A 13,830-nucleotide genomic window follows, 5' to 3' on the forward strand; every position below is an offset into this window, starting at 1 on the left:
ATACAGTGGGACGAATACAGCGGGAAGAACTTAGAGGGAAGAACACGAACAATGAGTAACCATCGGATGCCCGAGCATGCCGGCGACGCGGACGCAGACGCAGTGAAGATCACCGATATTCCGCTCAGCCAGCTCACGCCGTTGCACTCCATTGAGAAGGTGACGGAGGAGGACGTGCGCCACGCGCTCTCCCCGCGCTTCCACCGCTTCGCCCCGGCCATCGCCGCCACCTTCAACGGCGAGAAGGTGCAGCACGAGGAGATCTCGGCGGCGTCGCTCAGCCACGAGGCCCAGGTCGCCCGCGCGGCCCAGGAAGCCCAGCCCCAGGCACGCCAGCAGCAGGACCAACCGGCACAGCCACAAGCTCAACCAGCACAGCCGGTGAACTGGGCCGCCCAGTGGGAGCAGCTGCAGGCCAAGAAGAAGGCCAAGACCCAGGTCAACGAGGCGGACTACGTACCGCTGCCGCCGAGCGTCTTCGAGGCCCCGTACCAGTTCCTCCAGCCCGAGGGCTGGGTGCCGCCGGAGGTGTTCTACGAGATTGAGGTGCCGGAAGAGGACGCCGACTCTGCGGAGGCTGGGGACGCTGCCGGAGCAGACCTGGAGGATCAGTACGGCGTGGAGCCGGAGCCGGAGGAGGACGATGACATCCGCCACCCCGTGCGCATCTGGTGGTCGCCGCTCGAGCACGAGCCCGACGAGCAGGTGCTCTACCGCGTGGTGGCCGAAGACAAGGTGATGAACGCCTCCCCGGACGACGGCGAGACCCTGCAAATCACCCAGGGCACCGCCTACCGCGATGACAACCCGGGCGCTAGCGGCTTGCGGCACTACGCCATCTGGGCCTACAAGGGCCATGACCTCGCGGAGATCGCCATGGCCCAGCCGGTGTTCATGGGTGAGGTCGCCGTGGTGTACCCGCCCAGCAACGTCAAGGTCTCCACCATCCAGGGCGCCATCCAGGTGTCCTGGGATCTGCTGCCGGGCCACTCCAACGCGGTGGTCTACGCCTGCAAGGACAACGCGAAGGATCCGCTCTCCACGCAGTACGAGCAGATGGTGGACGATAGCGGGCGCAAGGCCACCATCCCGGTGCAGGAGGCCGGCCAGACCATGATCATCTCCCTGCAGGGCCAGGCCGAATTCCGCGGCGATAGCGTGCAGAGCAACGACAAGCTGGCCGTGCAGCGCTCCATCAAGCTAGCCAGTGAGCTGGAGAAGATGGAGTTGGTGGGCTGCGAGCGCAGCGTGGTCAACGGCCACGATCACATCACCGTGCGCTGGACCTCCCCCAAGACCGGCGAGGTGAAGATCTACTTCACCCCAACCGCCCCGCCGGCGGAGTTCCGCACCCGCGCGGTGACCAAGACCTACGTGGAGGATGCCCTGGCCAGCGCGATTAGTGAGACGCGCGGCGCCACCGAGGCCGGCTCCGAGCAGAGCACCACCGTGCCCTGGCCCTCGGAGTGGTACGAGGTCTACGTCACCCCGGTCAACTTCAACGAGGCAGATGCCTGGGTGGGCGAGTCCAAGGTGCTGCAGCGCGTGCAGTCCATCGGTGAGGATCAGTGCCGCCTCATCGAGCGCGTGGACAGCCAGCTCATCACCTTCGACTGGCCCAAGGGCGCGAAGGCGGTGGAGTACTCCACCAACCGCGAGCAGGATCAGATCCGCGAGGAGGACTACGACCTGCAGGGCGGCATCCGCCTCCACTTGGACCAGCACGGTGACACGGTGCGCCTGCGCCCCTACGCCATCTTCGCGGGCAAGCGCACCGAGGGCGAGGAGCGCGTCATCCCCTACGGTGGCTTGCGCGCGGTGACCTACGACTTCGAGTTCGACCCCCAGCAGGGCACCGCGGCGGTGTACTTGTGGAGCATCGGCAACGGGGATAAGCGCCCCTTCTCCTGCCAGGTGGTCTACCGCGCGGATCGCCTGCCGCTCTATGCCGAGGACGGCGAGGCGCTGGACATTGCCTTTAGCAACCAGCAGCAGAAGACCTACGTGGCCCAGGGGCTGGGCAGCGTGCGGGAGCAGCAGCCGCACTTCAGCGTGGAGCTGGGGCAGCGGGCTCTGCACGGCGGCTACATCCGCCTCTTCGCGGTGGAGGATTACGCCTCCGGGCTGGAGTCTTCCTTCGAGAGCTTCGGTGGCGGCGATGCCTTCAGCGCGTTTAGCTCCTTTGGTGAGGAGGAGGCGCAGTCGGATGCCTCGGATACCTACAAGCCCGGGGATCAGGCTGTGGTGGTGGAGAAGTACGTCTCCTACAAGCTGCAGCTGCAGCCCCATCTCTTTGCCCAGGCTCAGTACTACCAAGGAGGCCAGTAGTCATGGCAGGCGCTTTTAGTTACGCATCCTTCACCCGCTCCGCCACCCGCGCCGGCGGCTGGGGAGTGGGGCAGCGCGTGGGTGATATCACCAAGGAGGAGCTGCAGGAGCTCACCTCCTACGTGCCCACCTCCCTCAACAACGGCACCTCCATCCCGGACTTTCCCTCCCCGCAGGAGCGTGCCGAGTTGGTGCGCCGCACCGCGGTCTTTGCCTTGAGCCCGGAGGCGGAGAAGTGGGTGACCATGGTCTCCGTGCCGGCGGGCATCGACGCCACCGGCCGCGGCGGCAACGTCTTTACCTATACCTGCGTGACCCGCGACGGCGTCCCGCCGGCAGCGGACAGGGTGCTCTACTCGCCGGATGTCCCGGCGCCCTTTTCCATCTTTGAGGTGGACAAGGTGCAGATCCCGGCGGAGATCACCCGCAGCGGGCCGCTCAAGGCGGACAAGCTGCTCGACGAGTTCCTCGACGGGCAGTTCTCCATGATGGCCCAGCTGCCGGCGCCGATGAGGACGGTGACCCCGAACCCGGATGCCACCTTTAACCACGCCCTGGTGGAGGCCATGGCCCAGGTGCTCAAGGCACGCAATGGCTTTGTCATCCTCGTCGCCCCGGAGAACCAGGCCGCACTGTGGGTGGCGGCCACCGCCCGCCTGGTGGGGGAGGAGGGCTTCGGCTTTTCCACCTTTGAGAAGGCCGCGGCTGTCAACGACTTCCCCCGCGCGACCTCCACGATGATCGTGGTGCCCCCAAGCGAAAAGCTGCGGCTTAACGAGTCCCCCATTTCCGGTAACCCCGTCATCTTTGCCCTCGACGAGGCCCTGCCGGACGTCAGCGCCTACGTGGCCCCCGCGCGCGCCGAACAGCCGGAGCAGGAGGTCGCGGCTAGCCAGGAAGCCGAGCCCAGCGAGCAAGCAGCGCCGACCGACGCCGAGGATCCCTTCTCCTTCAGCTCTGCACCGCGGCCGAGCACCGCACCCGTGGAGGAAGCCGACTCGCCCTTTGCCACCAGCGCGGAGCTTCCCGGCGGCTTCGCCCCGCCCGTGGATGCGCACAATCCTTTTGCTAGCCGTAGCAGTGACAGTGCTGACGCTGCCAGCAGTGCTGGCAGCGCAGACAGTGCCGGCAGTGACCGCAGGGGAGGCAGTGGGGACACCGCCCCGCTGCCCCCGGCCGGCCCGCAGTGCAACGCGGTGGTTCCGGGGCTTAACCAGGAGGAATACGCGCATCTGGAGAACTTCGACCCGCGCTGGTGGCTCGAGCACCTCGACACCCGCCGCGGCCGCGCGATCCAGCTGGCGTGCCTGGCCCCGGAAAGCTTCAAGCCGGGCCACCACAACCTGCTCATGGCCGCCGTGCTGGCCTCATGGGTGTGCTACTTCCCGCGGGACTACGAGCTTCTGGCCAGCGACATCCTGCGAGGCATCGGGATGGATGACCTGCTGCTCATGCGCAATCTTGCCATCGACAAGTACGCCCCCATCCTCAACCTGCAGCTCGCCCACCGCGAAATCACGGGCCCGGCGGGGCAGTTCCTCGAGGACATCGCCCGTGAGCTCTCCGCGCGCAGCCACGGAGCACAGAGTGGGGCACAGCATGGGGCACAGCAGGGCATGCCACAGCGCGGCGGGATGCCCAACCACATGAACAACAACTGGAACCAGCCGAGGTAACCGGGAAGGGATAAGGACATGGCTAAATACACACTCAAGGATGGTGAGGCCCGCTCCATCTCCGCCCAAGGGGCGCTGCGCATCGAGGCCTTCGAGCTGGGCGGTGGGCAGGCTCAGATTGAGCTGGTCATCGAGGGCCCCGACGTGAAATCCGCCCGCGTGCACGATCTCTGCCTCATGGTGCACGAGCTGCCGGAGCGCGCCAGCGTGCTGGTGCGGCCGAAGAACTTTGGCACCTACGGCAGCCGCAGCGAGGTGCGCCTGACGGTGAGCAATGCCGCGGACACCGTGACCTTCCCGCGCGTGCTTATCGACGCCGCCGAGGATTCCCCCGAGCGCCTCGCCGAGCTCACCGCCCAGCAGGGCCGGGTGCTGCTGGAGGCTTTCGGCTCCTCCGAGGGGGCGGGAATTACAGAATCCGCCCGCGAGGTGCGCTCCAAGATGCGCCGCGCGGAGCTGGACGTCTCCGAGCTGCAGGACGTCACGGCGATCCTCGATAGCTCCGCGTCCATGCAGGTCAACACCACCCCGGAGACCATCGAGGCCACTGCCAAGTACATCGACGCCCTGGCGGATTCCTTCCGCACCTTCCAGGCCACCGATGGCAAGGAGTCCATCACCACCCACAAGGTGGACGAGCTCAGCGCGTTCATCGCCCAGACGGTGCGCGCCGGGGCGGACCGGGTGGGCATGCGGCCGTTGCAGGATCCGCGACTGGCCCAGGGAGCCTCGCTGCTCATCTACGTCACGGACAGTCCGGTCACCTCGATGCTGCAGGCCAGCCGGCCCACCGTGGTACTCATCGTGGGCGCCATCGCCCGCCAGGAGCTCGAATTGGCGCGCGCTTCCAGCGACCCACAGAAGGTGGCGCTGGCGGTCATTGATGAGGACGTCGTCACGCAGCTGGCCACTGGCGACGCCCGCGAGCTCTCGGCGCTTACTGATCACGTCACCGCAATGCTAAAGGAGCGAAACTCATGACACAGGCTCAGTGCCCGTGGACCTTCCAGCCGCTGAGCGAGGGCGACACCGTCAGCCCCTACACCGGGCGCGAACTGCTGCCGGGGTGGACGGAGGCGGTGACCCACTGCGTGGCCATGGCTGGTGCCCGTAACTCGGGCAAGTCCCTCTACACCGCGGTGCTCATCAAGCAGCTCAAGCAGCTGGCGCACAAGTACGATCACTCGGTGCAGCCGGCGGATGAGTCCACCCGCGAGCGCTACGCGGAAATCTACGAACGCCCGCTCTTCGTGGAGATGAAGAGCATGGACCCCACCCCGAGCGCGGTGGCTACCGACGCCTATCAGCGCGATCCGCTCATCTTCGACCTCGGCGAATGGCCAGATGAGCAGGGCGTTATGCGGGTGAACTACCTGGTCTTCCGCGATGTGGCCGGCGAGGACCTGGAGAATCCGCCGGAGCGCGCCGAGGACCGCGAGGCCCTGAGTTTCTTCGCGCATGCGGATCTGGTGATCTTCCTCTTCGACCCGCTGCGCGTGCAGCAGATTCAGGACTTCATCCACGGCCTCATCCCGGACATCGGCGAGCTGGGCTCGGACCCGCTCATCGTGCTGGATAACCTCATCAGCCTCATGGGCACGGACACCCCGCCGCCGTTGGCGGTGACGATCTCCAAGTTCGACACCGTGCAGGCCCTGAAGGATCTTGATGATTCGCGCTGGAAGAAGATCATGAACAACAAAGGCGCGGCCTTCCTGCGCGATACCGGCTGGAACTACTACGACGCCGACCGCTGGATGGTGCACCAGGAGGCCGAGTCTCTGCTGCGCTTTTTGGGGGCGAATGACCTCATCAACAAGCTGTCCACCATGCGTGCTCAGGACGGCAGCTTCTTTGTCACCTCCGCCCTCGGCGAGGCGCCCACGGGCCGGCAGCTGGCGCGCAGTGGCATCGCCCCCTACCGCGTGCTGGATCCGATTCGCTGGATTCTCAGCCGCCGGGGCCTGTACGCAGGAGAGCTCCTATGACCTTTGGCAGCCCCCAACCCAATTTTTCCCAGCCCAATCCTTCCCAGCCCGGCCCTGGCCAGCCGCCCCTGCAGGACTACCGCTACGGGCAGGTGGCGGAGGCCACCTACGGCAAGCGCCGCGCGGCGGATATGAAGGCCGCGTGGGCGCCGTGGCCGCTGAAGATCGCGGCGGTGCTGTGCGCTGGCGTGGCGGCCTACGCCGCCTACTACGTGTGCTATCTGATTGACTACGAGCGCGGCGTGGTTGATCCCAACCGCCTGGAGCGGCTCTCCACGGAGTTCGGCTCCCTCATCGCCGTGTTGGTGCTGGTGGCCTGCGTGTTCATCGTCTACCTGCTGCACGCGCAGAACTTCGCGCGGGTGGGGCTGAGCGTGCTGTGCGCGCTGGTGGTTCTGCTTATCCCGGTGACCAACGTGTGGCCGGCCTCCCTGGTCTGCCTGGCGGCCATCGTGGCGATGTGGCTGCCCGCCAACCGCGAGTGGTTCGGGGGCGCCGCTAAACGCTAGGCCTTGGCACTCAAAGAGTTGAGTGCGGCGGTGTTGCCGGCGGCGGAGAAGAGGTTGAAGGCAAAGTGGTAGAGGCTGCGGGAGTGCTCGGCGTCGTTGCCCGCGGCGTAGCGGTCACCGAGTAGCTCGGCGGCCTCGGCTAGGCCGTTGTACTCGGCGGGAGTGGAGGCCTCCGCCGCCGGGTGCTTATCCAAAAAGTCCAGCAGCACCTGGGTGGACTTGTACATGTTCTCCGCCTCGGTGCGCAGGGTTTCGGAGTAGTGGACAATCCACTTTGCAGACACCGGGATCTCGCGCAGCTTCATGGCGTCCACGTAGCGCGATGCCAGCAGATCGTGGGCGAAGGCGCGATCATTCTTCAGCAGGTCCTGCTCGAGGACCTTGAGCAGCATGGCCAGCTCCTCGGCGGTGTTATCGGCGTCGCTGTAGCTGCGTGCGGCCAACTTGTAGCAGTCCAGCTGCAGCTGGGGGTCAGTGCTCAGTGCCGCGGCGGCGTCGCTGTAGAAGCGCCCCAGCATCTGGCTGGGCAGCTGCTCATAGGCAGGGGTAGCGCGTAGCGCGTTGAAGACGTCCAGGGATTGCGCGGCCACGCGCTGGCAGCTGTGCGTGGAGCTTTCCGCCCACAAAGCGCCCACGGCGGACTCGAGGGTAATGGTCAGCGCCTGAGCCAGCAGCGAGCCGGACAGGTGCGTTTCCGCGGCGGCAGGCTGGGGGAAAGCGGAGGCGACGATGTCATCGTTGATCTCTACGAACTGTGCGCCGTGGGAGCGCACGTCACCGCTCTTGGCGGCATCAAGGCGCTTGCGCAGGCTGGAGGAGTAGGTCTCGCTGAACTCAGGCACCTCGTTAAGCCCAGCGGAGCTCGGTGAAGCGGTACGTGGGGAGGCGGGGCTCTCCGCCTGAGTGGCCGGGGCTTCCTGCTCCGCGCGCTGGGCCTGTGCCTGCTGCGCGGCCTGCTCGGCGTCGAGCTGGCGCTTGCGCTCGATGAGCTCGTCGAGGAACTTGGAGCTGCCCGCGTACGCGGACTTGGCGGCGAAGTGCATGGCCTCATCGGCGGAGGAGAGCTCGTTGAAGATGCGGCCCACGCGCTCGTAGCCGACGGCGACCAGCGCAGGCATGCCGGTGAGGGCGCCGAGGCAGACAACGCGGTAGGAATCGTGGACGTCGTCAAGCACGCCCGCTGCCTTGCGCAGGTTCTCCCGGGCAAAGAGGTAGTAGGCGGCCGCAACGGCGTCCTCCGCGCTGCCCTGGAAGACGTCATCAACCAACACGCGGTTGATCTGCTCTTCGATGTGCGTGTATTCCGCGCTTGGAAGCTCGTAGCCCGCGCTGAGGGAACTGGAGTAGTTCAACAGGCGCTCGGCATCGGCTGCGTCAAGGAGAGGGAATGTCACGTCAGAAGCCATGGGGGAAATCCTAGTGGAGGAGCCCGGAGATTTCGCCCGTAGACTGGGAAGCCATGAACTCTCTTACCCCCGCCGGGCGCTACGCTCCCAGCCCGAGTGGTGATCTGCACTTTGGCAACCTCCGCACGGCCCTGCTGGCCTGGCTGTGGGCGCGCACCACGGGGCGGCGCTTCGTGGTGCGGGTAGAGGACATCGACACCCAGCGCTCCTCGCGGGAATCAGCCTCGCGCCAGCTGGAGGATCTGGCCACCCTGGGCCTGGACTGGGACGGAGAGGTGCTCTATCAGCAGGACCGTTTCGCGGCTTACGAGGCCGCCCTGGCCGCACTTCCCACCTTCGAGTGCTATTGCTCCCGCAAGGACATCCAGGAAGCCGCCCGCGCCCCACACGCCGTGCCGGGACACTACCCTGGCACGTGCAGGAACCTCGATGCGGAAACCCGCGCCGCCAAGCGTGCGGAACTCGCCGCGGCGGGCCGCGTGCCGGCGCTGCGCCTGGCCGCGGAGGTTTCCAAGTTCACCGTGCACGACGCCCTGGTAGGGGAGTACACCGGGGACGTGGATGACTTCATTCTGCGCCGCGGCGGCCAGGAGGCTGGCTGGGCCTATAACCTCGCGGTGGTCGTCGATGACGCCTTTCAGGGCGTGGACCAGGTGGTACGCGGCGATGACCTGCTTGCCTCCGCGCCGCGACAGGCCTACCTGGCCACGCTGCTGGGCTACGAGGTTCCGGAGTTCGTCCACGTGCCGCTGGTGCTCAACGAGCAAGGTGTGCGGCTGTCCAAGCGCGACGGCGCGGTGACCCTGCGGCAGCTGCTTCAGGAGCGCGACGTGGCCCGCGTTCTGCGGGAGATGTCCTGCTCCCTGGGCTACGAGGCCAGCAGCGCCGCTGAGCTGCTGGAGAAGTTCGATCCGCAGCGCATGCCGCGGGAGCCCTACATCTGGCAGGGGAGCAGAGATTAGGGTGGGGCACATGGACTTTGTTGATCACCCCGCCTATGACTACGCCCACGGCGAGGATGCCCTGGATTACCTCTACGACTTCTTCGAGGAGGACCTGGAGCAGCGCGTGCGCGCCGGGTGGGAGTCCATCCCGGAGGGGATGCGCGATATTTTGGGGGATCACACGATTGAGGATTACGTGTGGCTGTGGGTGATGGAGCCGGGGAAGAACGGCTTCCGCCAGTACCTGCGCGACGGCGGGTTCACCGAGGCGGAAATCAGAGAGGCCTTTGCCGCCGCACGTGCTGAGTGGGGGATGAATACGCCGCCGCACGTCGCGTGGCTCAAGGACGAGGGCTTCGAGCCGCCGGTCTTCGGTTAATTTCTGTTTCTGTTCATTCGGGCATGTAGTAGTACGCCCGGTTTGATCTTTTTCTCACTGTGAGAATGCTAAATTTTTATCGTTTATCAGCAACGATGCTTCTGCGCGATGAAACTTGCAGTACGACAGGTTTGCTTTTTGCCCTTTGACCTGTGGGAACGGTGTTTGTGTGTGAAATGTGAAGCCGATCATAAAACTTCTCTTCTGCGACTCGGTGCATTAAGATGAAGTTATCGCGATAAGAAATTATCTCCGCGCCGGGAGGTGCCGAGCAGAGGCTTTTAGTTGCCCAAAAAGTGCTGAGTACACAGAACACTGAGTTCGCAGAACACAGAACACGGGGGCAGCTGAAAATGAGATAGCCCCCAGGCGGGCTAGGAAAGATTGATTCGCACATGTCTCACACTGTCGAGAACATTGGGTCCGAGGCACGTATCGCCCCGCAGGACTCACACCCCGAAAACTGCCCGAAGTGGAACAAGAATGACACTGTCTGGATGCTGAGCCTGTTTGGCACCGCCATCGGCGCCGGCGTCCTCTTCCTCCCCATCAACGCCGGTATCGGCGGCATCATCCCCATCATCGTCATGGCGGTCCTCGCGCTGCCGATGGCCTTCTGGGCACACCGCGCACTGGCACGCTTCGTCCTCTCTGGCTCCGACCCGGAGGGTGACATCACCGTCGTCGTCGGTGAGCACTTCGGCCCCAAGGCTGGTGCCGCCATGACGGTCCTGTACTTCCTTTCCATTTACCCCATCCTGCTGGTCTACTCAGTGACCATGACCAACACGGTCAACTCCTTCCTGGAGAACCAGCTGGGCGTTGACCCCTGGCCGCGCTGGCTGATGTCCCTGGTGCTCATCAGCGGCCTCATCCTCATCGTGAGCCTGGGCCAGAAGGCCGTCACCTCCGTGATGAGTATCCTGGTCTTCCCCTTCATCGCTGTGCTGGTGATTCTGTCCATCATGCTCATCCCGAAGTGGAACGGCGCCTTCCTGGAGACCTTCGACCCGCAGGTTGCCGCCCAGTCCAGCGGCCAGGGCATCGCACTGACGCTCCTGCTGCTCGTCCCGGTGCTCGTCTTCTCCTTCAACCACTCGCCCATCATTTCCTCCTTCGCAGTCGATAGCCGCAGGAACTACGGCCCGTGGGCTGACCGCAAGGTCAACCAGGTGCTGCTGGCCGCCGAGGCTCTCATGGTTGTCGTGGTCATGTTCTTCATCCTGTCCACCACGCTGTCCCTGAGCCCGGCCGACCTCGCCGAGGCCAAGGCCCAGAACATCACCATCCTGTCCTACCTGGCCAACCACTTTGACTCCCCGCTCATCCAGTGGGTCGCCCCGATTGTCGCCATGGTTGCTGTGGCCAAGTCCTTCCTGGGCCACTACCTGGGCGCTGCTGAGGGCTTCGAGGGAATCGTCGTCAAGGCCTCCAAGGGCAAGCTGACCCGCAACAAGGCGCTGTCCATCGCCACCCTCATCTTCATGCTGGTCTCCGCCTGGCTGGTTGCCTGGGCTGACCCCTCGGTCCTCGGAATGATTGAGACCATGTGTGGCCCGACTATCGCCATCATCCTCTTCATCATGCCGATTATCGCCATCATGAAGGTCCCCGCCCTGAAGAAGCTCCGCGGACACATCTCCAACTACTTCACCCTGGGCATCGGCATCATCGCCTTCGGCACCATCTTCTACAACATCTTCCAGCTCTTCTAAGCCGCGCGACTCACCCCGCTGCGCTCCAAGAGACCACCCCCTACTTTCAAAGGAAACACGATGTACATCAGCGTTATGGACATGTTCAAGATTGGAATCGGTCCGTCAAGCTCACACACCCTTGGCCCCATGAAGGCTGGCCTGGCGTTCATCGATGAACTCAAGGCCCTCGGACGCACCGAGGACGTCACCGACATCCGCGTCAAGCTCTACGGCTCCCTCTCCCTGACCGGCAAGGGCCACGCCACCGACCAGGCCGTCACCCTCGGACTGGCTGGCTTCCAGCCGGAGACCGTGGACATCGACGAGTACCCCCGCTTCCTGGCCAAGGTGGAAGAGACCGGCAAGCTGCCCATCGCCGGCGGCCTGCACACCGTCAGCTTCCCGGCTGGCGAAGCCGTGGTCTTCAACCGCGATTCCCTGCCGCTGCACGAGAACGGCATGACCATCACCGCCTACCAGGGCCAGCGCTACGTGCTCAGCAAGACCTATTACTCCATCGGCGGCGGCTTCATCACCGACGAAGAGCACTTTGGCAAGGACTCTACCGAGGTCATCCCGGTGCCCTACGAGTTCGATAGCGCCGAGGAGCTGCTGGAAATCTGCGAGCGTGAGAACCTCACCATCCCGCAGGTCATCTGGGCCAACGAGAACGCCCTGCGCCCGGAGGAGGAGACCCGAGCCCACATGGCTAAGGTCTGGGCCGTCATGAAGGAGGGCATCGAGCGCGGCACCACCACCGAGGGCGTGCTGCCCGGCCCGATGCAGCTTCCGCGCCGCGCGGCCCTGCTGCGCCAGCGCCTGGAGAGCGACTCCTTCCAGGCAGAGCTGCCCGTCATGAGCTGGCTCAACGCCTTCGCCCTGGCGGTCAACGAGGAGAACGCTGCCGGCGGCCGCGTGGTGACCTCACCGACCAACGGCGCCTGCGGAATCCTGCCGGCCGTGCTGGCCTACTACATCAAGTTCCGCACCATCCCCGAGGAACAGCTCGAGGGCGTACTGGCGGATTACTTCCTGGCCTGCTCCGCCATCGGCTCGCTGTACAAGAAGAACGCCAGCATCTCCGGTGCTGAGGTTGGCTGCCAGGGTGAGGTCGGCGTGGCCTGCTCCATGGCCGCCGGTGGCCTGGCCCAGCTGCTGGGTGGCTCACCCGCTCAGGTCTTCACCGCGGCCGAAATCGCGATGGAGCACAAGCTCGGCCTGACCTGCGACCCGGTGGGCGGCCAGGTGCAGATCCCCTGCATCGAGCGCAACGCCATCGGAGCTGTCGACGCCGTCAGCGCAGCCAACATGGCCCTGCAGCGCGAGTCTCAGCCCAGCGTCAACTTCGACGAGGTTGTACACACCATGTACTGCACGGGCCGCGACATGCGCGAACGCTACCGTGAGACCTCACTGGGCGGCCTGGCGCTCGTCGTCAAGCAGCAGCCCGCCACCACCAAGCCTCTGCCGTGCTGGTAACGCCCACCCGGTAATGCTTCGCCGGGGATAGTTCAGCCAGAAAGCACATCAGCCAACCAAGTGAGCGCGGGCCGTGGGGAGCCCGCGCTCTTTTGGGCTCCACTGACGGGAGCCCACGCGGGCTCTTGTGTGGAAAACCCGCCCCTGTGCTGACTATCTTCTGATAGAAAATGTTGTGAAGGAACTAACAAGTCATGCGAAAGAGATTAAACAACGTGATTGAGCGCCACGCTCCTCAATGCAACCCCACGGTGCGGCCCTACATCCCGCTCGTGGAGTTCCTGGGGGCGGCCATTGGGCCGAACTGCGAGCTGGTGCTGCATGACCTCGATGACCCAGAATGCTCCATCGTGGCAATTGCCAACGGCCACATCAGCGGCCGCGTGGTGGGCGGTCCGGTGACCAACTTTGCGCTGTGGTTCATGCGCCAGGCAGAAAAGAACCACGTGCCCTCGCTGACCGGGTACAAGTCCGTGAACAGTGAGGGGCGCGCCTGCCGCTCCTCGAGCTACTTCATCCGTGATGAGGACGGCCGTCTGCGCGGCATGCTGTGCATCAACGCCGACGTTACCGAGCTGGTCAACATCGAGGACGCCCTGCGCCGTTTCATGGGGGAGGATATCTCCTCCATGCCGGACAAGATTGATGCTTTCCCGCCGGAGCGCGCCGATTCCGTCGTGGAGTCCCGCCCGACCTTTGAGGACGCTCCCGCCGAAGCCGAGGCCGTCGAGGTCCTCGGCGGAAGCCTCAACGAGCTGCTCGATAACATGCTCACCGGGGTGCTCAGCAAGACCGACGTCCCCGTGGACCGCATGAAGTCCAAGGAACGCATCGAGGTTGTCTCCCAACTGGAGCAAGACGGATTCTTCCTGCTCAAGGGTGGAATCGCCGCCGCAGCTGAGAGGCTAGGCGTCTCTGAGCCCACGGTGTACCGCTACCTTGCACAGGTGCGCAGCTAAAGCCTCTGGACTGCGCTTGGCGCCTCGTCGGATTCCCGGCGGGGCGCTTGTGTGTGCTTGGCCTTGGTGGTATCCCCCGCCTCTGTGCTGCCTTAAGTCCCCCTAAAACGTTAAGCGGACCCCGCGCACCCGTCAGAGCCTCCTGACCCTTGCTGCATTCCTGCCCTGGGGGAGTTCAGAGGATGTACGCCACGCGGAATCCTGTGGCTTAGCCTAGCGCGAGCGCCAGGGTTGGGGCAAACCAGCTCTGCGCTCTGCGCGGCCTCCCGCGCGGGGCGGCGATATCGCCGCTATCGGAGTCATGCGATGCGCTTGATTCGACGCATCTCGCGCCAAGCGTGAAAACCCGCGGAAAAGTGTAGTGACCAGGGGATTTTGTAATGTTGGGGGCCTCATGTAATGTTTTCCAGCGGAGGATTCGACTAGCGGCCTATGTCACACGCCTGGAACGCGTGCGGGAGTCAC

11 protein-coding genes and 1 other RNA gene are annotated in these 13,830 nt (G+C 64.9%); 10 read left to right on the forward strand and 2 right to left on the reverse strand.

Annotated elements, in window-relative coordinates; all coding sequences use genetic code 11:
• The first annotated feature begins 51 nt into the window (after positions 1 to 51).
• The 5 genes from Q4E25_RS10740 to Q4E25_RS10760 are packed head-to-tail and all read left to right on the forward strand — an operon-like array spanning position 52 to position 6,501.
• Entirely contained in the window at positions 52 to 2,328 is a 2,277-nt protein-coding gene (locus tag Q4E25_RS10740; RefSeq protein WP_303156972.1) for a hypothetical protein, read from the forward strand.
• A 2-nt stretch (positions 2,329 to 2,330) separates the two neighbouring features.
• Positions 2,331 to 4,004, forward strand: a complete 1,674-nt coding sequence (locus tag Q4E25_RS10745) for a hypothetical protein (protein WP_303156973.1) — start codon at positions 2,331 to 2,333, stop codon at positions 4,002 to 4,004.
• 18 nt (positions 4,005 to 4,022) lie between these two features.
• Positions 4,023 to 4,985, forward strand: coding sequence for a hypothetical protein (locus Q4E25_RS10750; protein ID WP_303156976.1), 963 nt, complete (start codon positions 4,023 to 4,025; stop codon positions 4,983 to 4,985).
• The gene (locus Q4E25_RS10755; protein ID WP_303156978.1) at positions 4,982 to 5,992 is read left to right on the forward strand and encodes a hypothetical protein; all 1,011 of its coding nucleotides are present in this window, start codon (positions 4,982 to 4,984) and stop codon (positions 5,990 to 5,992) included. The genes Q4E25_RS10750 and Q4E25_RS10755 overlap by 4 nt, the downstream gene beginning before the upstream one ends.
• Positions 5,989 to 6,501: a hypothetical protein gene (locus tag Q4E25_RS10760; RefSeq protein ID WP_303156980.1), complete on the forward strand. Its 513-nt coding sequence runs from the start codon at positions 5,989 to 5,991 to the stop codon at positions 6,499 to 6,501. Before Q4E25_RS10755 ends, Q4E25_RS10760 begins: the two co-directional genes overlap by 4 nt.
• Here the strand turns inward: Q4E25_RS10760 and Q4E25_RS10765 are convergent.
• Positions 6,498 to 7,907, reverse strand: coding sequence for a hypothetical protein (locus Q4E25_RS10765; RefSeq protein ID WP_303156982.1), 1,410 nt, complete (start codon positions 7,905 to 7,907; stop codon positions 6,498 to 6,500). The two genes, Q4E25_RS10760 and Q4E25_RS10765, sit on opposite strands and share 4 nt — an antisense overlap.
• Before the next feature lie 53 nt (positions 7,908 to 7,960).
• On the opposite strand from Q4E25_RS10765, the gene gluQRS reads away from it, so the two are divergent.
• The 5 genes from gluQRS to Q4E25_RS10790 all read left to right on the forward strand — a co-directional run bounded on the left by gluQRS (position 7,961) and on the right by Q4E25_RS10790 (position 13,365).
• Entirely contained in the window at positions 7,961 to 8,869 is a 909-nt protein-coding gene (gene gluQRS / locus Q4E25_RS10770; protein ID WP_303156985.1) for a tRNA glutamyl-Q(34) synthetase GluQRS, read from the forward strand.
• A gap of 10 nt (positions 8,870 to 8,879) precedes the next feature.
• Entirely contained in the window at positions 8,880 to 9,230 is a 351-nt protein-coding gene (locus Q4E25_RS10775; protein WP_303156987.1) for a hypothetical protein, read from the forward strand.
• Between the two features lie 395 nt (positions 9,231 to 9,625).
• Complete coding sequence (locus Q4E25_RS10780; protein ID WP_303156988.1) at positions 9,626 to 10,945, forward strand: aromatic amino acid transport family protein; 1,320 nt, start codon at positions 9,626 to 9,628, stop codon at positions 10,943 to 10,945.
• Between the two features lie 60 nt (positions 10,946 to 11,005).
• Complete coding sequence (locus tag Q4E25_RS10785; protein WP_303156989.1) at positions 11,006 to 12,406, forward strand: L-serine ammonia-lyase; 1,401 nt, start codon at positions 11,006 to 11,008, stop codon at positions 12,404 to 12,406.
• Between the two features lie 194 nt (positions 12,407 to 12,600).
• Entirely contained in the window at positions 12,601 to 13,365 is a 765-nt protein-coding gene (locus tag Q4E25_RS10790) for a transcriptional regulator (RefSeq protein ID WP_303156991.1), read from the forward strand.
• A gap of 110 nt (positions 13,366 to 13,475) precedes the next feature.
• Here Q4E25_RS10790 and ffs read toward each other — a convergent pair.
• An RNA gene (ffs, locus tag Q4E25_RS10795) (signal recognition particle sRNA small type) lies at positions 13,476 to 13,570 on the reverse strand.
• Between the last annotated feature and the right edge of the window lie 260 nt (positions 13,571 to 13,830).

The sequence above is a fragment of the Corynebacterium sp. genome (genome assembly GCF_030532325.1).
GTDB lineage: Bacteria > Actinomycetota > Actinomycetes > Mycobacteriales > Mycobacteriaceae > Corynebacterium.

What these genes read in the sequence shown, in the direction of transcription:
- Q4E25_RS10740 (WP_303156972.1), top strand. Translation starts at nt 52, where the DNA reads ATGAGTAACCATCGGATGCCCGAGCATGCCGGCGACGCGGACGCAGAC.
- Q4E25_RS10745 (WP_303156973.1), top strand. Translation starts at nt 2,331, where the DNA reads ATGGCAGGCGCTTTTAGTTACGCATCCTTCACCCGCTCCGCCACCCGC.
- Q4E25_RS10750 (WP_303156976.1), top strand. Translation starts at nt 4,023, where the DNA reads ATGGCTAAATACACACTCAAGGATGGTGAGGCCCGCTCCATCTCCGCC.
- Q4E25_RS10755 (WP_303156978.1), top strand. Translation starts at nt 4,982, where the DNA reads ATGACACAGGCTCAGTGCCCGTGGACCTTCCAGCCGCTGAGCGAGGGC.
- Q4E25_RS10760 (WP_303156980.1), top strand. Translation starts at nt 5,989, where the DNA reads ATGACCTTTGGCAGCCCCCAACCCAATTTTTCCCAGCCCAATCCTTCC.
- Q4E25_RS10765 (WP_303156982.1), bottom strand. Translation starts at nt 7,907, where the DNA reads ATGGCTTCTGACGTGACATTCCCTCTCCTTGACGCAGCCGATGCCGAG.
- gluQRS (WP_303156985.1), top strand. Translation starts at nt 7,961, where the DNA reads ATGAACTCTCTTACCCCCGCCGGGCGCTACGCTCCCAGCCCGAGTGGT.
- Q4E25_RS10775 (WP_303156987.1), top strand. Translation starts at nt 8,880, where the DNA reads ATGGACTTTGTTGATCACCCCGCCTATGACTACGCCCACGGCGAGGAT.
- Q4E25_RS10780 (WP_303156988.1), top strand. Translation starts at nt 9,626, where the DNA reads ATGTCTCACACTGTCGAGAACATTGGGTCCGAGGCACGTATCGCCCCG.
- Q4E25_RS10785 (WP_303156989.1), top strand. Translation starts at nt 11,006, where the DNA reads ATGTACATCAGCGTTATGGACATGTTCAAGATTGGAATCGGTCCGTCA.
- Q4E25_RS10790 (WP_303156991.1), top strand. Translation starts at nt 12,601, where the DNA reads ATGCGAAAGAGATTAAACAACGTGATTGAGCGCCACGCTCCTCAATGC.